The organism is Flammeovirga aprica JL-4 (genome assembly GCF_012844305.1).
GTDB lineage: Bacteria > Bacteroidota > Bacteroidia > Cytophagales > Flammeovirgaceae > Flammeovirga > Flammeovirga aprica.
Genome location: NZ_JABANE010000042.1, coordinates 25,326 through 47,606 on the forward strand (window position 1 = coordinate 25,326; position 22,281 = coordinate 47,606).

15 protein-coding genes are annotated in these 22,281 nt (G+C 36.7%); 3 read left to right on the forward strand and 12 right to left on the reverse strand.

Translation table 11 applies throughout. The features are described from left to right. Both HHU12_RS15955 and glgP read right to left on the reverse strand, forming a co-directional pair. Positions 1-348, reverse strand: coding sequence for a hypothetical protein (locus tag HHU12_RS15955; protein WP_169657749.1), 348 nt, complete (start codon positions 346-348; stop codon positions 1-3). A 109-nt stretch (positions 349-457) separates the two neighbouring features. Then, the gene (gene glgP, locus HHU12_RS15960) at positions 458-2,116 is read right to left on the reverse strand and encodes an alpha-glucan family phosphorylase (protein ID WP_169657750.1); all 1,659 of its coding nucleotides are present in this window, start codon (positions 2,114-2,116) and stop codon (positions 458-460) included. A 1,000-nt stretch (positions 2,117-3,116) separates the two neighbouring features. Here glgP and HHU12_RS15965 point away from each other — a divergent pair. Beyond that, positions 3,117-6,149, forward strand: a complete 3,033-nt coding sequence (locus HHU12_RS15965; protein ID WP_169657751.1) for a PD-(D/E)XK nuclease family protein — start codon at positions 3,117-3,119, stop codon at positions 6,147-6,149. Between the two features lie 102 nt (positions 6,150-6,251). Further along, positions 6,252-7,508, forward strand: a complete 1,257-nt coding sequence (locus tag HHU12_RS15970; RefSeq protein ID WP_169657752.1) for a tol-pal system protein YbgF — start codon at positions 6,252-6,254, stop codon at positions 7,506-7,508. A 174-nt stretch (positions 7,509-7,682) separates the two neighbouring features. Here the strand turns inward: HHU12_RS15970 and HHU12_RS15975 are convergent, their stop codons facing one another. From HHU12_RS15975 to HHU12_RS16010, 8 genes are all read right to left on the reverse strand, one after another. Then, complete coding sequence (locus tag HHU12_RS15975) at positions 7,683-8,450, reverse strand: LytR/AlgR family response regulator transcription factor (protein ID WP_169657753.1); 768 nt, start codon at positions 8,448-8,450, stop codon at positions 7,683-7,685. Between the two features lie 12 nt (positions 8,451-8,462). Beyond that, entirely contained in the window at positions 8,463-9,497 is a 1,035-nt protein-coding gene (locus tag HHU12_RS15980) for a sensor histidine kinase (RefSeq protein ID WP_082795944.1), read from the reverse strand. A gap of 100 nt (positions 9,498-9,597) precedes the next feature. Next, a complete protein-coding gene (locus HHU12_RS15985) occupies positions 9,598-10,923 on the reverse strand; it encodes a TolC family protein (protein WP_169657754.1) in 1,326 nt (441 codons plus the stop codon). Between the two features lie 13 nt (positions 10,924-10,936). Then, the gene (locus HHU12_RS15990; RefSeq protein WP_169657755.1) at positions 10,937-13,972 is read right to left on the reverse strand and encodes an efflux RND transporter permease subunit; all 3,036 of its coding nucleotides are present in this window, start codon (positions 13,970-13,972) and stop codon (positions 10,937-10,939) included. Next, complete coding sequence (locus tag HHU12_RS15995; RefSeq protein WP_169657756.1) at positions 13,972-15,027, reverse strand: efflux RND transporter periplasmic adaptor subunit; 1,056 nt, start codon at positions 15,025-15,027, stop codon at positions 13,972-13,974. Before HHU12_RS15995 ends, HHU12_RS15990 begins: the two co-directional genes overlap by 1 nt. Before the next feature lie 357 nt (positions 15,028-15,384). Continuing rightward, positions 15,385-16,185 (reverse strand): polyphosphate kinase 2, encoded by an 801-nt coding sequence (ppk2, locus tag HHU12_RS16000; protein WP_169657757.1) that lies wholly within the window; start codon positions 16,183-16,185, stop codon positions 15,385-15,387. A gap of 70 nt (positions 16,186-16,255) precedes the next feature. Then, a complete protein-coding gene (locus HHU12_RS16005; protein WP_169657758.1) occupies positions 16,256-16,903 on the reverse strand; it encodes a ribonuclease H1 domain-containing protein in 648 nt (215 codons plus the stop codon). A gap of 450 nt (positions 16,904-17,353) precedes the next feature. Then, a complete protein-coding gene (locus HHU12_RS16010; protein WP_169657759.1) occupies positions 17,354-17,872 on the reverse strand; it encodes a GNAT family N-acetyltransferase in 519 nt (172 codons plus the stop codon). Between the two features lie 211 nt (positions 17,873-18,083). Here HHU12_RS16010 and HHU12_RS16015 point away from each other — a divergent pair, with 211 nt between their 5' ends. Next, a complete protein-coding gene (locus HHU12_RS16015) occupies positions 18,084-18,230 on the forward strand; it encodes a hypothetical protein (RefSeq protein WP_169657760.1) in 147 nt (48 codons plus the stop codon). A 211-nt stretch (positions 18,231-18,441) separates the two neighbouring features. Here HHU12_RS16015 and HHU12_RS16020 read toward each other — a convergent pair whose 3' ends face one another. Together HHU12_RS16020 and HHU12_RS16025 are read right to left on the reverse strand one after the other, a co-directional pair. Continuing rightward, a complete protein-coding gene (locus HHU12_RS16020; RefSeq protein WP_169657761.1) occupies positions 18,442-19,065 on the reverse strand; it encodes a response regulator transcription factor in 624 nt (207 codons plus the stop codon). 200 nt (positions 19,066-19,265) lie between these two features. Then, positions 19,266-22,229 carry a sensor histidine kinase gene (locus HHU12_RS16025; RefSeq protein ID WP_205959898.1) on the reverse strand — a complete coding sequence of 988 codons (2,964 nt, stop codon included), beginning with the start codon at positions 22,227-22,229 and terminating at the stop codon, positions 19,266-19,268. Positions 22,230-22,281: the final 52 nt, after the last annotated feature.

Below are 22,281 nucleotides of genomic sequence, written 5' to 3' on the forward strand. Positions count from 1 at the left end.
TTATCCTTTTATAAAATGTCTCCATTGGTATTTTTTTCTTGTAAATAGGTAGTTTTCCTCCTGTTCATGTTGATAAGCTTCTCTTTCGAAAGAGATATTTCTATACGCTTTATCAACATTTTTGTGAATAACTAATCGAATTATAAACTCAATCACGTACCAGCAGTAAAAAAATACAAACAACATTTCTATCTGCTGTTTGAAATGAATCTTTTCATGTTGAATCATTCTATACCAACTGTTGGTATGTTGATAACTTTTAAATTCATGACGAACGAATAGAAAGGGATAAAAGGCCAATGCGGTAAATCCCTTAAATGGAATAATATTGTTGAAAATGATGATCATACTTAAGCACGCAAAAATAAAAAAAGCGAGCTTACCGAAGTAAACTCGCTTAATATTAATAACAAATTGCTTGAAATAATATTCCTTCTTTTCAGAAGACTATTAATTCTTACTCATTGTATAATTTTTCGTAGTACTGTAACGCCATACGGTTAGCGTCGAAGTAAGGAAGAACGTCACGCATAGAGTTTTTCACACGCTCAGTCCAAGTGTCAGGCTCATCATAGTACATAGGAATGATTTCATTCTCTAAGATGTCTAATAAGCTGTTCAAATCTTGCTCGTCTTGCTCGTGGATAGGAGCGTTCAAGTCAGCTAATGGAAGAACGAAAGAGTTCTCACCGTTAGCGAATTCAGGGATCCAACCGTCATCAGTAGAAAGGTTGATACCACCGTTCATCGCTGAAGTCATACCTGAAGTACCAGAAGCCTCACGAGGTACACGAGGGTTGTTTAACCATACGTCAGAACCTTGCTTCAACTTACGAGAAAGTTTTAATTCATAACCTACTAATACAGCCATGTTGCTGTAAGACTTCGATAAGTGAACTAATTGGTTGAACGTAGAAACCGCACCGTAATCCATTGGGTAAGGCTTACCTGCCCAGATGATTTGGATTGGCTTGTCAGGGTTGTTCATGATACGATCGAAACGCTCTTTGTTTCTAGTGATCAAGTCCGCACGCTTATAAGCTGCAAAACGACGAGCCCAAACGATAGTAAGTCTCTTAGGGTCCATTAATTTACCCGTTTGATCCGCTACTGTTTCGAATAATTTCGCTTTTAAGTAACGCTTACGCTTGATTAACTGCTCATCTTCCTCTTTGTGAAGAGCGTTGTATAACTGCTCATCAGCCCAGTAAGTACGGTTTTGAGCGTTTGTGATAGAAGTAATACGGCAGATGTCACCATATTTGTTCCACATATCGTTAGATACTTCACCGTGTAATTTAGATACACCGTTTGCTACTCTTGATAGACGTAAACAAGCTAGTGAGTGATCGAAAGTATCGTCTTGGATACCTGTAATCTTACGAACTTGGTCTAATGGAATACCATTGAAGTAACCTAATTTATTTAAGAAGTGGATGTCGTGTTTCTCGTTACCAGCTTCTTCAGGAGTGTGAGTAGTGAATACTAATAATTCTTTCACTTTCTCCATATCACCGTCAAACTTGTTCGTTAAGTGGAACGCTGCCGGCAATGCGTGTGCTTCGTTGAAGTGGTAAACTTCCGCGTTGTATTCCAACTCGTCAAGAAGTTTAGCTCCACCTAAACCTAAAAGCATATATTGAGCTACTTTTGCAGAAGCATCAGCGTCATAAAGACGATGAGAGATAGACTGCGATAAGTAGTCGTTTTCAGGAAGGTCAGTTGTTAAGAAGAACATCGGTACAGTGTTGAATACACCTGGACGTAAGTACTTCGCAGTTACCCAAACTGGGTGACCATTTACCTGAATAGTGAATTTAATGTTTGTGTCTTCTAAGAAGTTGTTGATTTTTTCTTGGAATAAGGCATCCATTTCCTGGTTACCTTTACGTACTTGGTCATAGTAACCATATTTCCAAAGAATACCAATTCCAATAAAGTTTTGGTTCAACTCATAAGCAGAACGCATGTGCGAACCCGCTAAGAAACCAAGACCACCAGAGTAAATCTTGAATGGTTGGTCAATAGCGAACTCCATACAGAAGTAAGCTACACGTTTTTTATATTTTGGGTCGTAAGCATAAGGGTGCTTAAAATCTTGCTCGAAACGTGACATATGAAATATTAAATTAAATTGTATTATTGTTTACATGCATTAAATGACGTCTTTATGACGTTTCTTAATGCATGTGCAATTTTTATAAATTATTTATGGATTAGTATGATGTAGGTCATCAAAATGAGAAAGATTTTATGTAACCGGTTGCGAAACCGTTAGAATGTTAAGAGTTAAACTAAAAATATAACTTTATTCACATTTTTCATGTAAAAAATTATCTTTTTTATAAATATTTAAAAATATAAAAGAGACTGATGTAATAAATAAATTAATATTTATATAATATCGACCATTCTTTTTAAATGTTGTTTTACTGTGGAAGGTAATTCAGTCATTATGTTGAGTATAAGTGGTCTCGCTCAATGTGTTTTTTGTTGAAATGGAGGAGGGGGAAATCAACCTGAGGTTAAATAGGTATGAACTTCTCGTTATAAAAAAAATAAGTGTAATTCTACCCTTATTTCATTGTTCTTAAAAAATGAATGTAGTTCAAAGTCAATCTAAGCTGAAAATTAATTTTGCATGAAAAAAAGGGTGAAAATGTTCTTTTCAGCCGTAAGGTAATATGGCATTTTAAATCTTAATTCTGAAAGGCGCTTTTAGGTGTTTTTCGGTTTAATTTTCTGATCTGAAAATACGCACCTATTAATAAAGCAAGCGCTCCCATACCCAACCAAGTGATCAGTGAAATCAATTGTATACCCAACCATGTAATCATTTTGAAAAAGGGGGTAAATAGAAATACCAAACTTATAATAAAGAAACCAAATATTACTTTGAAGATATTCATAGCAAAAAGAAATAAAAGAGTTATCGATGAAATAATGAAAGTTGTATTGTACTATTAGAAACAGTAGTATACCCAATGTCTATTCTCGTCTACGTACCTGTACAGAAAAAGTTGTCGATCATAAAAAATGTATAGAAAGTAGTGATCTTCTTTTGTGATCTATGATCTGTTTGTATTTTCGTTGCAATACTTTTTAAAACCTTACAGATGTCACAAGATTACAGCCTTCCATTTCTAAAGTCAGTTGCTCAACGCATTTATACTGAACATCAGCAACAGCTCACCAAAATTATAGTGGTGCTTCCTTCTCGAAGGGCTGGTATGTACTTTAAACAGTATTTCGGTGAAGTGATTCCTCAAACTACCATAGCTCCTGCTGTACTTTCTATGGAAGGTTTTGCCGAACGCTTATCGAACCTTGTGAAAGCAGATAGTGTGACATTGCTCTTTAAATTATTCTCCCTTTATAGAAAAAAAGATAAAACCATCACCATTGAGAAATTCGGTGCTTTGGGGAAATCCTTATTGAGGGAGTTTAATATGATTGACAACAATCTTACGGAAGAACAGGCCGAAAAGATGTTTGAGCACCTGAAAGAGGCAAAAGCGATTGAACACTGGGCTGAAGCTTTGGGTGAGGAAGAGGAAATGATTGAGCAGGTAAGGAAAGAGCTTTTTGCAAAGAAAGAGACCATGGCAGATTTCCTTGAGTTTTGGGAGAATCTATCGTCAACTTACTTTGAGTTTAAAGAGGTATTGAAAAAAGAAGGTTATGCTTATGGTGGTTTAGCTTTTAGAGAGGCTTACAATCACCTTGAAAGCAGAATTGATTATTTAGGAATTAAAAAAGTAATATTTGCGGGTTTCTCCCAGATGTCAGGCGTGGAACAGGCCATTGTGCAGAAGCTGACAGATATAGGGAAAGCACAGACTTTCTTTGATGCCGACAAACAATATTTCAGCAAATACCACGAAGCAGGTCATTATTTAAGACGCTACACGGAAGGGTTTGCGAAACAGCATATCGATTTTCAGAAAGATTGGTGGAGCACGCATCCTAAGCAGGTGGAAATTAAAGCCATCAGTAATGTGGTGGGGCAAGCAAAATATGCAGGCGAGTGGTTGAAAAGTTTACTGGATACTCCTGAGAAAAGAGCGGAGTTTCAAAAAACACTCAATCATACCGCCATTCTTCTTCCTGATGAAGCCTTGTTGCCGTCACTTTTAAGATCACTTCCTGAAATAGATTTTGGTGGAGAACAGACGTTGGCGCAAATGACCAACATCACAATGGGTATGCCTTTCTTTAAAACGCCATTGTTTGATTTGTTGAGAACGATCTTTCAGTTGCAGGAAAGAATGAAACTTTCGGAAGAAAACCAAAGATGTGCTTATTTCAAAGATGTTCAGAATGTATTGCGACACCCTTATTTCCAATACACAAGTTCTTTGAAAGAGTTTGAAGAGATTTCGACAACAATTCTGGATGAAATCGTAAAGCAGAAAATGGTTTGGGTGCCTTTGGAGAAAATCAATGATTGGGGCGATAAGCATCCTATTTACAGAGCCGTTTTCCAATATTGGGGTAATGACTATCGTAATGCCTTAAGTTCTTTTGTAGAATTGATAAAAGTTTTGGCTGAAATTCTAAAAGCCAATCCTGATACATTGGGTGTTTCTTCTGCTGAGACATTAGAAGAGTCTTTTGAAGGAGAATTGCTAGTGCAGTTTTATAAAGTCATCCGACGTCTTCAGGACACATTGCCACAGTTTGCAAAAGAAAGCGGTCAATTGTCTATTTCTGTTTTCAAATCATTGCTTTTGGAATTGTTGCGCTCATCCAATGTGCCATTTACAGGTGTGCCTATTGCTCCACTGCAGATCATGGGTATGCTAGAAAGTAGAGCGTTGGATTTTAAGAATATTCTGATCCTTTCTTGTAATGAAGGAAATTTACCAATCAAAAAAGCCGTAGAGGCCATTATTCCTTTTGACACAAGGGTGCAGTATGGTATGCCTACTTATATGGATAATGAAGCCGCCTTCGCTTATACTTTTTATAGATTATTCCATAGAGCAGAAAACTTAGTTTTTGCTTATTTGGATGGTAATGCTGGAGGGGATATTGGAGAGATGAGCCGTTTGGTATTACAGGTGAAAGAAGAACTGGCTGAAATTCCTTCCAATCAAATTTCTCTGAAAACAGATGTATGGTTACTGTCCAAAGCAGATAAAGCCATGGCACTTCCTGTTACCATTGAAAAAGAAGAAGTATTACAGCGAAGAATTAAAGAACGTTTAGCAGGAGGTGTCAGCCCTTCAGCTTTGAATTCATTTATCAGAAATCCACTTACTTTTATTGATGAGAAAGTGTTGAAGTTGAAAGAAGAGGAAGAGGTGGAAGAAGATTTGGACAACAGAACATTTGGTAACTTGATTCACTTGGCTTGTGAGTGGGGATTAAGAAGAATGGCAGGTCTGAAAGATGATGATGAAGACACACCTTTTGTATTGAGAAAAGAACATTTTGAGAATGCTATTTCTGATACCACTTTTATTCTTAAACTGATTCAAGATGTAGCCAAAGAAGAAGGGGCGGATATGAGCAGAGGGCAGAATTTATTGCTTAAGGCCGTTGCTCAAAACCTATTGGTTCGTTTCTTCAAAAAGCAAATTGAAGAGATTGAAAAATCAAATGATAAAGCCATCACTATTGTTGGGTTGGAGAAATTTGTGGACCATACTTTTGAAGTGGAAGTAGACGGAGAGAAATTCCCTGTAAAGCTTTCTGGTATGGCAGATAGGATAGATGTGATCGATGGTCAGCTGAGAGTAGTAGATTATAAATCGGGGGGCTATAATCCAACGGACTTGGGTGTGAAAAACTGGACCGATTTATTGGAAGATGAGCATAAAGGCAAGTTCCTGCAGTTGGTGGTTTATAGCTACCTTCTTACAAAAGCGGGATTGGACGACTCAAATTTCAGGTTCCAGCAAAAGCTCAATAATGCAGGTGTTATTATTCAAAAAGAAAAACTGACAGCAATAGATTTAAGCAAAGGTGTGGCCTCAGGATTTTATTTTTTCAGAAAAATAAATGAAGGTTTGAAGACCTGTAAAGTGGATCAGCCTATAGGAGAAATCCAAGAATTAGACTTTTTAGAAAAAACCGAAAAACTGATAGAGGAAATCGTGAAAATGATGCTTGACACTGAAAAACTATTGGAAGATGTAATCTGAATTATAAAAAAACTTAAGTAATTAAAATTAAGGAGTGGATCTAAGAAGTAATTTGTTTCTTGATTATAACTTGGGATGTTCTATTGAGGACGATCTATTTATATGCTAATTATACCTAATACAAAACATACAATACAAAGATACCTTACGCTCTTTGTTGCATTGATTACCTCTTCCTTTTGTGCAAACGAGGCTAGGTCACAAACTTCCTTGCCGTCCTTGGATGAAGTAGATATGCTGATGACTAATCTTACTGTACAGTTAGAGATTACGTCGGGTATTGATGCTATGTATAATTTTGATTTCAAGGTAGCCGAAGGGCAGTTTAATTGGCTCAAAAGTCATTACCCCGAACATCCTCTTCCTTATTTCCTATTAGGCCTTTCACAGTGGTGGAAAATCGTTCCCAATATTGAGAACACCGCTTATGATAAGGACTTTTTTGTATATATGGATTCCGCAATTTATTATGCAGATAGGATCTATAAAAAAGACAAAGAAAATCAGGAAGCCCTTTTTATCCTAGCCGGAACTTGGGCCTTTGAAGGACGCCTGAATGGAGAAAGACATAACTGGGCCAAAGCCACTTTTGCAGTCCGAAAAGCACTTAACTATTTCGACCGCTTGAAAGGAATGCCCAAAACACCACTCACCCCTGAGTTGCTTTACGGCGATGGATTATACAATTACTATGTGGAGTGGATCAAAGAGAATTATAAAATGCTCCGCACCGTTCTGTGGATGTTTGACAGTGGCGACAAAGCACTGGGAATTGAGCAGCTGGAAACATGTGGAAAGGAAGCCTTTTATACGCGTATCGAAGCCATGTATTACCTGATGAAAGTACATTCGTCTAGTGGCGGAAAAATGATACGTGCATTACAGATTTCAGAATATTTATATAAAAAATACCCCAACAACCCTTACTTCCAAAGATACTACGCACGTTTGTTGTATTACAGCGGACGCTACCCTCAGTTGCATACTGTCAGTAAGTTGTTACTTGAAAGAGTAGACGCAGGCATGATGGGTTATGAAGAAATGAGTGGAAGATACGCCGCTTTTTACCTTGGAGCCTATTACAGAGATTACCTGAGTAATCCAGAAAAGGCCAATTATTATTATGAAAGAGCCGTCAAATTTGTAGAAGATATTGGTGACTATGGTTCGGGTTACTATCACTATTCACTTGCCGCACTAGCACAGTACGCAAGGCGTAAAAAAGATTGGGAAACTGCGGATTATTATTATTCTAAAATCCTGACTTATGCTGCCGGAAGGAAAAAGCTGCAAGAGGAAGCAAAGCAATTCAGAAAAGAAAATAAAAAGCGGAAAAGAGCTGAACGAAAAAAAAAATAGCCTTGTCATAATGGAAAATGATAAGGCTGTTTTTTTTGAATGAAGAATGAAGAATTAAGGTGGTCCGTGCTGTGGCCCATGAAATGTTTTTCATGAAGGCCTAATAACCACCATAAAAATCATATTACGAACCATAATTCTTAACTCTTAACTCTTCATTCTTAACTCAAAAAACTATTGATCAATCCACATTTTAAATGAATTCGCTTTCAACCTACTGATCATAATTTCCGGTTGTTCACTTGTAGTCAGGAAAACGGCTAGCTTACCACCAAAGTGATTTTCAAAACTTTTGATACTTTGAATATTGACAATACAGCTTCTGTTAACACGGAAAAAATCTTTGGGATCTAGTTGTGATTCCAAGCTTTCTAAGGTGTGATTCAGAATATGTTCTTTACCGCTGAAAAGTACAGCAGTGGTAATATTGACTTCACTTTTTAAGTAGGCAATTTCACTGACATCCAGTTTGAAAAAAGCTTGAACTCCATGAATCAAAAAACGCTTCCTGTATTCTTTTTTCTCCCCTTGAATAGCGGAAAGAATCAATTGGTAATCGATCTGTTCCGACTTGTTGGGTGTCTTGCTTGCCTCCAATTTTTCAATGGATTTACTCAGTTTATTTTCGTCTACTGGCTTTAAAAGGTAATCAACACTATTGACCTCAAAAGCCTGAATAGCATATTGATTAAAAGCGGTGGTGAAAATGATGGGTTGAGGGATATGAACTTGATCAAATATTGAAAATGAAATACCATCCTTTAATTGGATATCCATAAAAATAACATCACAGTTTTCCGCTTTGGGTGATGAAAACCACTCGACTGCTGTACTCACTTTGTCTATTTTATCCATTAAATTCCATTCAGGTCGAAGTGTTTGAACCATCAGTTCCAACATTTCGGCATTGTACATCTCATCTTCAATAATTAAGTAGTTCATTTATTTATGGTTTTATAATAAGGGTAATTTCACTTTAAAATGTGTGGTTGTTTTCTCAATAATCAAAGGTTGGTCAATCAATATGGCAAATCTCTTTTTAAGGTTTTCCAACCCTTTTTTGGTAGAATAAGCTGAAGCTTTTTCATTCAATGAATTTTGAATCACAATATATTCCTCTTCTTCAAAAATTTCAATATTCAAAGGCGAATGTTCATCGGCAATATTATGTTTGATGGCATTCTCAATCAGTAATTGAAAAGTCATAGGAGGAATTTCCTTGCTCATGCATTTTTCAGAGATATTGATGTCTAGAAAAATACTATTCTTGGCTCTTTCTTGATGTAGAGAAGTATATTGTTTTACAAATTCAATTTCTTCTTTCACCAAGATCGTCACCCAATCAGAATGCTGTAAAGCGTAACGGCTAATACTTGAGAAGTTCTGAATAAAGTCTTTGGCTTCCTGTTCTTTCTTTAAAACAATAAGCGATTTCAAAATACTTAAGTTATTGAAGAAAAAGTGAGGATTCAATTGATCTTGGAGTGCTTTGTAACTCATTTCTAATTTCTCCACTTTCAAGTTTTCTACTTCCAATACCATTTCCAGCCCTTTTTTGATGATTCTGAAAAGCAGGAATAAAAAACTGATAGAGATAAAGACAATAATTGAAATCAGAAGAAAAAGTACGGTGGCGATGATGGTATCCCTTTCATAATTGGGAAATTGAATAAGATACATCAAACCGGCCATAATAATCACAGCAACGATGGATGAATAACCCAATTGACTTAAAATTCTCTTTTTGAAATTTTTGGGAGAAATGGGGATTTTTTGTTCTAGCTTTTTATCAATCCAAATAATGGATTCTACTAATATGACATAGAATAAAGTTCCAGCCGTAAAAGGAACCGTAATACTCATTCCTTCAGGAGGACCGCCCATCAATTGCAGTAATAAATAATTGGATAGAAACCCCAGAAGAATAGTAAGCAGTATTCTTTTGATGATGTATTTTGGGGCATATATGGTGTCTTCGTTGTGAATCATACTTTTTTAGAAATGCACTCTACCAAATGTAAAAAACTTTCGGTAGAGTGCGAACATGTAACGAACATTACATGCTTTTCATTGTTGGAAATAACGATTACTATCTAATCGGCGGGTTATGAATCTGTCCTGTTGCTCTTAACCACTTTGTTTTTAATACCTCATGATTTTTTAAGGCTAAGATCAATTCAAACTGCATTCTCAATAGTTCTGACTGTGACTGTAATACCTCTGTTGTTGTATTTAAACCTGATGAAAAACTGATTTTTGTTTCTTCCAAGCTTTCTTGTGCTTGGGTAATATTATCTTGAGCTATCGCAATGGATCTTCTATTTTCCTCTAGTTGATAACCGATTTGTTTGATTTCAATAGAGATCATTTCTGATGCATTATCACGCTCATGAATGGCTTTTTGAGTTTGTAGTCTTGCAACTGTCTTTTTTTCTTGGCTTTCATTGAAATGGAAAATTGGAATTCTCACTGTACCACCTACAACTGCAATTGGGTCAATATTGTCCAGTCCATTATTACCGTACAAATACATACCGCCGGCCATTACACCCACTTGAGGAAGGTAATCGGCTTGTGTTACTTTTTGCTCCAGCTCATTTATTCTGATATGATTATCTAATAGTTTAATTTCAGAACGTTGTGCCAATCCAATATTGACGCCTTCTTGAATATTGATAGAAGAAGATTGAAAGGCCAATTCATCTATAAACTCATATTTTGTCTCATCTTCAATTCCAATAATCTGACTAAGGAAAAGAATAGCTAATGTGACTTGATTTTCGGCTTTGACCTGCTCTAATACAGCTTGGTTTTTCTGTACACTCACCTTCAGTTTTTCACTCAATGGAAGTAGACCTTCATTGTACATCAATTCCATTTGAGATTCCAAACTATCCAACATCTCAACATATGTTTTGGTCAGTTTTACCCCTTCTTTAACGGCAATTACATTCCAATACGCTTCATCTGTTTTTTCAATCAATTCTGCATAAGTCAAGTTGTAATTTTCCTGACTCATGGCTTTACCTAATTTCGCTTGCTCGTTGACTGCTTTTATTTTTCCACCAGTATAAATAGGTTGAACAGCAAAAACACCGGCAGTTAAAATACCAGGACTTTCCACACCAATAGGAGGGATGGCAGGTCCTTCAGGAATAGCCATGCCTGGGAAAAGATCAAGGTTCAAAGTTGGCATCATAATACCTGTTGCTGATCCTTCAATACTCGGTAGATAAGCTTTCTTGGCTAATTTATAATTAGATTCCGCTTCTTGGATTTGTAGAGCGGCCGTTTTCAAATCACGGTTATGTGATAAAGCCATTTCTCTACAACTTTCTAATGAAAGGACTTCTTGTGCTTGAAGGCTAGGAGTGATCATTAACCACCCCATTACCATCAAAACCAATTTATTCATTTTCATAATTTTCTTATTTAACTTCAATACGATACATAGAGGCATACAGCACCGGAATCACCATCAATGTGATCAATGTACCTCCTAAAAGACCGGCCATAATAGTCAGTGCCAATGCACCGAACATAGGATCTGAAAGTAATGGTATCATCCCTAGAATAGTGGTCATAGAAGCCATCATTACAGGACGCATTCTTGACATTGCGGCATCGATAGTCGCCTCCAATCTGCTTTTTCCTTCATCAAGTCCAAGGTTGATTTCATCCAGCAGTACAATGGCATTTTTGATAATCATACCAATCAAACCTAATGCTCCAATAATGGCCATGAAGTTGAAGAACATGCCTGTAATATTGAAACCAATACTCACTCCAACAAAGGCGAAAGGAATCATCATAAATACAATCAGTGATTGCTTCAGGTTATTGAACAAAGCAATGGTGATAATCACAATCAAACCAATGGCTAATGGGAAGTATTTGAACAAGGCTTTGTTGGCATCGTCTTGAACACCTACCATACCTCCGTATGTGATCGAATACCCGTTAGGTAAATGAATTGCTTCGATGTCTTCTTTGATATCATTAAGAAGTTCTACACCTGTAAAACCTGCTTTCACATCACTTTCAACACTGATACATCTTGTTCCGTCAATCCTTTTGACCGCAAAATCTTCTAAGTCTACCTTTATAGAATCAGTGATATGTGCCAATGGAACACTGAATTGAGAACGCTCACCCCATACAGGTACATTGCCAATATTTTCAATATTCTGATCCAATGCGGTTTTACTTTTCAGTACAATTGGAATTTGGTTTTTACCATCATAAAGGGCTCCGATTGGCATTCCGCTGGATTGAATCTGTAAAGAACGTCCCATATCCAATCTTGTAATTCCTAAGCGTTGTGCATGTTCCAATGAGTATTGAGGTGTGATTCTTTTGGATTTATTGCCCCAATCATCCGTAACATTTTTGGACATCGGACTATTCAATAAAATCAATTTGGCTTGGTTGCTTAACTCTCTTAAAACGGCAGGGTCTGGACCTCTAAACTCCACGGCTAATTCAGAACTTTCAAAAGCGGCTCCGTACTCCAATAATCTATAATTAGCATGTGGATAATTTTCATCCAAGAACTGTTGCACTTTTGGAATTACTTCAGCAACACTCTCAACAGTAGTTGTTTCAATAATAAATTCACCGTAGTTCATACCTCCATTTGACATTGGTCGCATCAAAGTGAATCGGGCAGGAGGTCTTCCTAATGAAAGTGTGATATTTTTGATATTATCAAACTGCTCGATTTCTCCCTCAATTTCTCTCATCTCTTTTTCCACGGCCTCAAGGTTACTTCCTTCAGGGAGTTTGTATTCGATGACGAACTGATCATAAGGAATCTTAGGCATGAAATCGACTCTCATAAATTGCATTGCGTACAGCGATCCTACTAAAAGAACTGTACTACCAATCAAGAATGAGTTTTTATATTTTAATGAAAACATCAACGAAGATTTGAACAATCTATAGATGGAGTTATCATAAGGAGTCGGTTGATTTTCCTGTCTTTTATTTCCTTCTTTTCTGTAGAAATATTTCGCCATAAAAGGCGTTTGAATCATGGCAAAAATCCAGCTGAGTAATAATGAAATCACTAATACGGTAAACAGCGAACTTAAAAATTCCCCTGCGGAGTGAGGTGCCATAGCTAATGGGAAGAAAGCAAGAATAGCAATCATGGTCGCACCCAATAAAGGCATGGCTGTTTTCTTAGCCGTATTGACAAATGCTAATTTCGGATCCATACCTTTTTTGAGGTCTACCAAAATACCATCTGCTACTACAATTGAGTTGTCGACCAACATACCCATCGCTAAGATGATAGCGGCCAAAGTAACTCGGTGCAATGGTAAGTCGATCATCAGCATGACGATCAATGTACCCAAGATGGTAAATAATAATCCACTTGAAATTAATAAACCAGAACGGTAGCCCATGGCTAAAAGTAGAATCACAATCACGATGATAATGGAAACGACAAGGTTAAATACGAAGTCGTTTACAGCCAATTCTACTCTACTGGGTTGAGAATAAATTTCTTTGATTTGAATGCCGGCAGGAAGTTCGTCTTGAATTTCAGCCATACGCACATTCAATCGGTCTCCTAATTCAACAACATTGATTCCTGATTCATTTGAAAAACCAAGTGCCAAAGCCTGTTGACCATTGAAATATAAACCTTCACGTTTTGGAGCAAGGAAGCTTCTTTTGATCGTGGCAATATCTCCTAAACGTACCGTACCTCCTTGTGGAATCTGGATAATAAGGTTTTCAACATCACTGATATCATCAAACTTATTTTCTACATTAATACGCATTGATAGTGCCTCCACATCAAGATTTCCAGCATTAGCAATCTCACTTTGGTTTCTCATTTCCAAAGCGATATAGATCGGATTGATCTTCATGCCCGCTAATTTTTCCTGATCAAACAATACCTCAATCGCTTCCGTTTGTGTACCAAAGATTTGAGCTCTTCTGATTCCGTCTACTTTTAAAATTTCTCTTTCAACAAGTTCAGTATATTTTTGAAGTTCAGGCAGTGTATATCCATCAGAAGTAATGGCATACAACATACCGTAAGTATCAGCAAAATCATCGTTGACGATAGGAGTGTAAGCACCACTTGGTAAATACATTTCTACGTCTTTGACCTTCCTTCTCAAGTGGTCCCAAAGCTGTGGTAAATCATCTGTATCTACTGTTTGTTGGATATCAATTTGGATCACCGATAGACCAGCAGACGAAGTAGAAGTTACTTTATCGATGTTTTCCAACTTCATGATACCACGCTCTAAAACGTCGGTCACCTCCAATTCCACTTCATGCTGTGTCGCACCAGGATATGGAGTAATCACAATGGCAGATTTCAAAGGAATTTCAGCGTCTTCTAGTTTACCTATATTGAGGTAAGAAAATACCCCACCTATCAGCACTGCAATCAACAATGAAGTGATGAGTGCTTTTTGATCTAGTAATTTTTCTAACATTATAAAAGCCCTCCTATGTTTGATTTCGATGGTTGTTGAATGGGTGCTACAGCTTGATTCTCGATGAGATCATACACACCTGCTACCACAATTTTTTCATGTGTAGACAAACCCGACAGTACTTCCACACGTCCGTCATTTAAGGGTTTCCCGAGGACTACAGTTCTTTTCTTGAGTATATTTCCCTTTTGAATTACCCAAACAGAAGTTTCTTTGTGACCATCAAAAACAGATGATAATGGAATAGATAGTTGATTATTTTTTCCTTCAAAAGAAACGTGTGTTGTCCCCAACATTCCTGATTTAATGCGTTGGTCAGCATCTTTCAAAAGGAAAGTCAATTCATACAAATCATCTCTTCCTGCTTTTTCGCTGATGGTTTTGAATTCCAATGGAAGATGCTCTAAGTGTAGACTTTGAATGTCCAATTGAGCTTTCTTGATATATTGTACTAAATGAAGTTGTGAAGAGGGAACTTTGGTCGTGACTTCCAATGTGGAAACATCAATCATAGCAACTACAGGAACTCCTGGCCCAACAGTGGTATGATCATTAATAAATTTTGAAGAAATATAACCTGAAATAGGGGCTCTTAGATCTGTATCGTAAAGTTGATTTTGAGCATTTTCAAAAGCAATTTTAGCCAACGTTACACCCGACTTCATTTTGTCGTAAGTATTTTCAGGAAGTTTATTGCTGTCGTATAATTTTTGATAACGTGCCAACTCCTTTTGAGCCTGTTCGTATTGTGTTTTCGTCTGTTCTAATTGTAAAAGATAATCACGTTGATCCACCTGAGCGATGATTTGTCCTTTCTTGACATAATCACCTTGTTTCACTTTAATTTTTTGAACAGGGCCTCCAATTCTAAAAGACAGCACCACTTCGGTTTTCTCCTTCACTTGACTATTAAAAGTGATATCAGACTTCATGTTCTGATCCGCTACAGTCTCTATTTTTACGTATTTTATTTTTTCTTTAGATGTCTCTTCAGCAGTAGAAGTACATCCTATTATTAAGCTTCCCATAAGAAGTATTCCGAGTAGTTTTTTCATGTTTAATAATTTTTGATGAGTCAATGTGACAAACCAAAAGTAGGCGTGTGAGAGGCTGTATTTATAGAGAAGTGAGTGAAGTGAAGATATTGGGATGTGAAATGATGAAATGGGAAAGTGAAAAAATGAACTAAAATTAAAAAGAAACCCTGTTAGCTAAGTGTATTAACTAACAGGGTTATATGGTAAGTGTGATGACAAAAAAGTGTTTCGTACACCATAGTTGAAACTATGGGCAAGTGATAAGGCAACCTAACCAAGACTGAAGTCTTGAAGGTTGATTACGGAGGCAACACTTTAGTGTTGTCGGAGTCAGTATCACTAGCCCATGACTTCAGTCATGGGTATACGATATGATTAGTATTTATCTGGCACAAAAGTCTGATCATCAAGCGGAGGTCTTACATATCCTTCCTTATTGATAGGAGGTAAGTCAATTTTCTTGTATTTGATTTCCTCATAAGGAATTTTTGATAGTAAATGACTCATGCAGTTTAATCTCGCTTTCTTTTTATCATCCGCTTTCACCACATACCAAGGAGACTGTTTTGTATCTGTATAAGCAAACATATTATCCTTTGCTTTAGAATATTCTACCCATTTGTCTCTTGATTCCAAATCCATCTCAGAGAATTTCCATCTTTTGATAGAAGAATTAATACGCTCAGAAAAACGTTTTTCCTGTTCATCATCTGAAACGGAGAACCAATATTTGATGAGAATGATACCAGAACGAATCAGCATTCTTTCGAACTCTGGACATGTCCTTAAAAACTCCTGATATTGATTTTCAGTACAGAATCCCATTACATGTTCAACACCTGCTCTGTTGTACCAGCTTCTGTCAAATAAGACAATTTCACCACCTGCAGGAAGATGCGGTACATAACGCTGGAAATACCATTGTGATTTTTCTCTTTCTGTAGGAACACCCAATGCTACAATTTTAGCCACACGCGGATTGAGTTTTTCAGTTATTCTTTTGATCACACCACCTTTTCCGGCAGCATCTCTACCTTCAAAAATGACAACTACTTTCAAGCCCTCTTTCTTTACCCACTCCTGCATTTTTACAAATTCTGTCTGCAGTTTTTCTAATTCCTCCTCGTAATAGTCTTTCTGTAGTTTTCCTTTTTTGGTATACTTGTCTTCGCTCATAATGGTAATTTTTAGTTGTAGGTAAAGGCATGTAGACTATCTGTAGAAAGATGTACCACATGCACTGCTATTATTTTCTTCCGAAGTCGGCAGGGATTTCACCCCAAGCTTTGGTTTCCCACTTTCGGATTGGATTCATATAAGAATTATTTTCTAACCACTTCAAAGCCCTGTCTACTAAAACAAACAGTTCTTCATTTTTGTGATTTCGGTCTAAAGTGGTTTTGATTTTCTTATCACGGACCCACTTCATGGCCGTACGGCTATCGGTGTACACAATCGTCTGATCATAATTGTGCTGTTTTAAGTAAGCCAAAGCGTGTACTATTCCCAGAAACTCACCAATATTGTTGGTGCCGTCCTCGTAAGGGCCCATTTTAAATAACTCCTGACCTGTTTCAATCCACACGCCACGGTATTCCATAGGGCCTCTAGCACCACTGCACGCCGCGTCTGTGGCAATACTGTTGTTTGTAATAGGCAATCCCACCGAAGGGTCATAAACCTGCTTAGGCTTTTCTCCTGCTTTTTTCTTTACAATGTATTCAGACGGGTTACCTTTAAAGGCTATTTCAGCTTCCCTTCTAGAGTCAAATGATTTGTATTTGGCTCCTTTTACTCCTTGCACATGTTTTTGACAATCTGCCCATGATGTATAAATACCAGGAGTTCCTCCTGACCATACCACATAAAACTTTGGTTTCTTACTTCCGCCCATTCTTACTTTTATCAGTTATTACATTGTAAACTAAATTATCATCAACTTTCAATAGGCATTTCTACAAGTTTAATAAGGCTCCCTTTCAAGCTACCTTCTTCTTCATTTTTGTCTTGAAACAAAAACGAAGCAAAAAATTCAAGGCTTAGAAGTCAAAAGCTAAATTTCATTCCTCTCACCTAAATGATTTTAAACTCGCTATGCTCAAACAAGAAAATCATTTTTAACGGCTCAATACATAAAATTCTTAACGCTTTTCCCTTCAAGGCCGGGGGAGCACTACCAAACTAAAAATGGTAGAAAGTCTACTGGTGCGAATATTAAGCGTAAGCGTCATTCGTGTCTTGCAGATCATCAGAAATCTCCTGATTCCTAAATACCACTAATATTCGAAAACCTAGTTTACAATATAGTTATAATACGAAGTACTAAATTAACCACAGAATATCCCTAGTCAAAATGAATTTCATATTGAATCCATTTTTCTTTATGCTCTTCAAAAAAATGACTGAATGTCATCCCTAGTTTTTGGATCACATTTACTGAAGCGGTATTATCTTGATGGGCTCTTGCTACTACTTTCTTGATGCCATGTTCTTTTGCATACTCAAAACAACCCAATGCAGATTCGGTAGCGTACCCTTTATTCCAGTGTTTTTTCATAAAGCGAAAGCCAATATCAACTTCATTTTTTTCTTCAGAAAATTTCAATCCACAGAAACCAATATACTCTTCACTGTCTTTTAAAAATACAGACCATCGCCCATATTCATATTTCTTATAGTGGTCATAATTTTCTATAAAAGCTTTTGCCTCTTCAGTACTTTCAAATGGAGTATCACCTGTAAATTGCATCACTTCTTTGTCTAAATTCATGGTGTAAAATGGGAGGGCGTCTTCAATGGAAAATCTTTTTAAGAAGAGTCTTTTGGTGGAAATGATGGTGTTTTGAAGTTTTTGTTTGTGCATAGAAGTTTAAATTTGGTCAGATAACAAATATTTAATGGTCTGAAATAGCTTAATTTATAGCCGTTAAGCTACTTTTTTCGGATAATATTGAAATTTCTTCTTCTTTTTTTAAAAAGAATTTGAGCAATAGGGATATATCAGTTAAATTTGCACGCTCATATTTCTAGGAATATGTCTTAATTTGATAATTGATATTTTATAAAATATAGTCATGGGATATACAAAACTTATCAGAAAAAGTAAAAGAAATAAAACGATCGCTAAAACTCGCGTTACTACAATCCAACGTTTGAGCGCTAAGCCAGTGATCAAGAAAGTAGACGTAGAAGCTATCAAAGCTGAATTCGCTGCTAAGTAATTTCTTATTACTTCGACTAAAAAAGGTCTGATGTTTCGAACATCAGACCTTTTTTTTATTGTATGATTTTGGTTTGTTGGTTGTGTTTGGTTAGTTGTACATTTTGGTCAGACACGTTTTTTAGACGTAGTTAGTCTGATGCATTTTTTAGGTTTACCTGTTCAGATTCGTTTTATCACTTTTCTCGGTCAGACACGTAGGTCTGCCCCTACTAGATGAAACCTTCGCTTTTTGCTTTTGTTACGGCTTCGATCTTGTTTGAAACTTGAAGCTTCAGATATATATTTTTAATATGGAATTTTACCGTATCTTTTGACACTGAAATTTGGTCCGCGATGTCCATATAACTTTTTCCTTCTGCCAATAAATTCAGCACATCGGTTTCTCTGCCTGTTAAAGGCGACTCACTTTCTCTTCGGAAAGATTTTACAACCAATTTTGCAATATGTGTAGACATTGGCGCCCCACCTGCAGAAACTTCGTCTAATGCTTTTAATAGTTGAGTGTGATTGCTGTTTTTAGTGATGTAGCCCGTTGCACCTGCACACAATGCGTCAAATACATATTGACTGTTTTCGTGTACAGAAATGATTAATATGTCAGTTTTAGGCAATGTCTGTCTTATTTGTCTTGTCCCTTCAATGCCATTCATTCCAGGAAGATCGATATCCATCAACACAATTTCGGGCTGATCTGATTTTAGGTTTGACAGTGCATCTTCACAATTATCATAAGTGCTGATAACAGAGTAATCATTTGTTTTTGTTTCGATTAGAAGTTTAAATGCTTCTTGAACATCTTGATTGTCTTCTACAATGATGATTTTTTTTCTCATGACATTATTTTAAGAAAAAAAAAGAGGTGAAACAATATAGAATCACCTCTTTTTTGGTTTTCAACAATAAGAATGAGTTCCCCAACTCGTATAGTATTTAGGGGTTAATTAGGAATTGTACTGCTTAACGATTCATTTTATTCAAATTTATCATATATAGACGCTCGTTGTACTACCCATAAGGGTAGTATTAGCATTATTCAATCAAAATCTATATTAAATTGAACGATAATTGTAGTTCCTTTCCCCACATTCGATTCTATATTCAGCGTTGCAGACCCCAGTTTGTTGATCCTTGCTTTCATGTTTTTTAGCCCGTTTCCATTCTTTTTCATCTGATCATCAGAAATTCCCACACCATTGTCTTTAATACTGAAAGTAGCTACTCTGTTTTTGATATTTAAGGATAAGTAAACGTGAGTGGCCTGTGCGTATTTTGCAATATTGGTCATGGCTTCTTTAAAAATGAAAACAAGTTGCAGACTCCAGCTTTGCGGAAGTATCAGCCGATCATGCCCTGAGAGTTCTTTGTGTGTATGATAACGTATGTCCAAATCATCAAAAAACTCTTCCCCAAAATCTTTAATGTAGTCATATATAACCCCTAACTCATCATTTTGGGCATCAATTGACCAGATAAAATCCCGCGTTCCTGTATAAAGCTGTTTTGATTGTGTTTCTATTCTGGAAAGAATTTTCTCAATTTCCTCATCTTTACCCTTTATTTTCATCGATGCCAAATCAGATAATACAGTAATACTCGCTAGCTTGTTACCCATTTCATCATGAAAATCCTGTGCAATTTCTTTACGTACCCTCGTCAGCTTTTCTTGTGCAACGGTTTTTTGCTGCAGTATCTTTTTCAACTCGGTAGCTTTTCCTTTTTCTTTTTTAATAAGAAGATTGGCATAGTAGACCACCGAAATTAAAATGAGAATAATCACTCCGCCTTTAAAGAAAGGGTACTCCCAGAAATACCCATTTACATCTAGAGTGGCTTCATGAGGGACAGACCATTCTGATCCAGTTGTTTTTCCTCTCAAGTAAAGTTTGTAGGTGTCAGGAAATTGATTGCTGATGGTAAGACTATTTTGATAGGGGAAATCAATCCAGTCACTATTTTTAGATAACTTGTATTGCAGTCGCAGTGAAGCCATTTCAGACAGCACACTGATATTGATAGGCAACTGAATAGCTCCTTGTTTGCTGTGTGCACTATAATTCTCCTGTTTCCACAAAACCACAGGAGGGTCATTATTTTTCACTAGAGAATGATTGGGCATACTGATCATACCTCTGTGTGTACCGATCCATAGTCTGTGGTCTTCTGACTCAAAGATACAAGTTACCTGATCAGAGAGTAAACCTGAAGACTCATCAAATTCACGGATCAGGATTCCATCTTGAAAAACCGCCAACCCATTTTCAGATCCCACCCACAGCTGCCCTAGGTGATCGAACTTTAGCGTCAGACAATTCACATTATCAAGTGATTTGATTTTCTTTAGCGTAGCCGTTTCTAGTGATGAGAGGTCAAGAATATATAAACCGTCAGTGGTGGCAATCCATAAATAGCCATTGGGATCATTAATATTGAAATCATTGATCCACTCCCAGTCTTTGAAGGTAGAATGCCATGATTTTATTAAAGTGAGTTTATAATTTTCTGAATATTCATAAAGTGAAAGCGCCCCTTTTGTTGTCACCCATACTTTATCATTTTGAACAATAGCATTACTGAGGTTTGGAATTTCGATTTTACCCCCAGGAAAACGCCAAAACACTTTACTCAACTCGTATTTGCCCAGTTCATTCTTTTGAAAGACTTTCAGTGAATCTTCCTGAAGAAACCATAATCCTCCTTTATTTTTTCCCGCATATTTACTCCACATAATAGGAATGGAATCAAGTTCACTGGTAAAACTTTTATGATAAGTTGAAAAAACATGTAAGCTATCTTCAACATCGTATACAATATCTTTAAGAGGGTAATTTTTATAGATGGAAATATCGTCTTTTTTGGTGTTGAGAAGGTAGGATTTACCTGTGGATGAGAAAATAATATTAGAAGAGTCGAATTGATTAATGGAAAGTATATGAGGACTTTCAATGTCTCCAATATTGATATAATTCATATCCAGATTTTCAACCATATAAATACCATCACCCTGAGTGGAGAGCCATATTCTATCTTTTGGATCTACGTATACTGCCGCTGTAGAGGCTTTACTTTTTAGTTTCTTTTCGAGGAAAAATTGCGTTTTTTTTGTAGGATGAATCACAAGACATTTCTGCACATTGGGGTTAGCGTGAATTGCCGCAACGATCACACCATTGTTGAGCTGATACATTGTACTCACGTAGCATTTGTTCGGCAGATCATATTCGGCAACTATCTTCCCGCTAGGATTGAGTTTATAGATTTTACCTCTTGTCCCCGCCAACGCTCCTCCGTCTCTCGTTTTATTAAAGCTAGAAATGATTTTATCCCCTAGTGATTCCTGAAAAAAGGGCTCCTTCAAAGTAGTATCCTCCAAGATTCTTATACCTTTTGATTCTAAACCAAAAGCGAGCATTTTATTTTGATATCGGGCCATGCCCAGAGGTACACTGTGTGTATTAAAGTTTATAGTTGTCGGGTTTTTAATGGAAGACCGATCAAAAACGAGATGTAATGTAGAGTCAGAAGTGTAGAAGAACAAACTTTTTGATTCTCGTGTTTTTTCATTGAAATAATAACCTCCACCCCATTGCCAGCCATAAATTTCATCTTCCATACGCAACCCTTTATGCAACCTTTCAGCTTTTCCTTGTTGCAAGTAAGGGTAAGTTTTGATGGAGTCTGCCGATTCATCAAAAACATGTATACCGCCTCTCCATGTAAAAAGGTAGAGAGAGTCTGAATAATTTTCATTAAAGCCAATAACGAATGGTGATTTCAGACCGTCTTTTATTGTGTAGTTTTTAAATGATTTTCCATCAAATACAGAAAGTCCATCATCCGTACCAATCCATAATTTCCCTTTGTATTCTTTCATCAGGAAAGAGTAGTTATGCGCCAGTCCGTCGTTCTTGGTCCAGTGGTGCATAAACAGTTCCTGTCCCCAAAGCGGGGTGGTTGAGATAACAAAAAGTAGAATGAATATTGGTCTGAACAAGGTCATTAATATGTTAAAAAAAATATTTTTCAAAGAAGTGATAGGACTGCAACCCGTT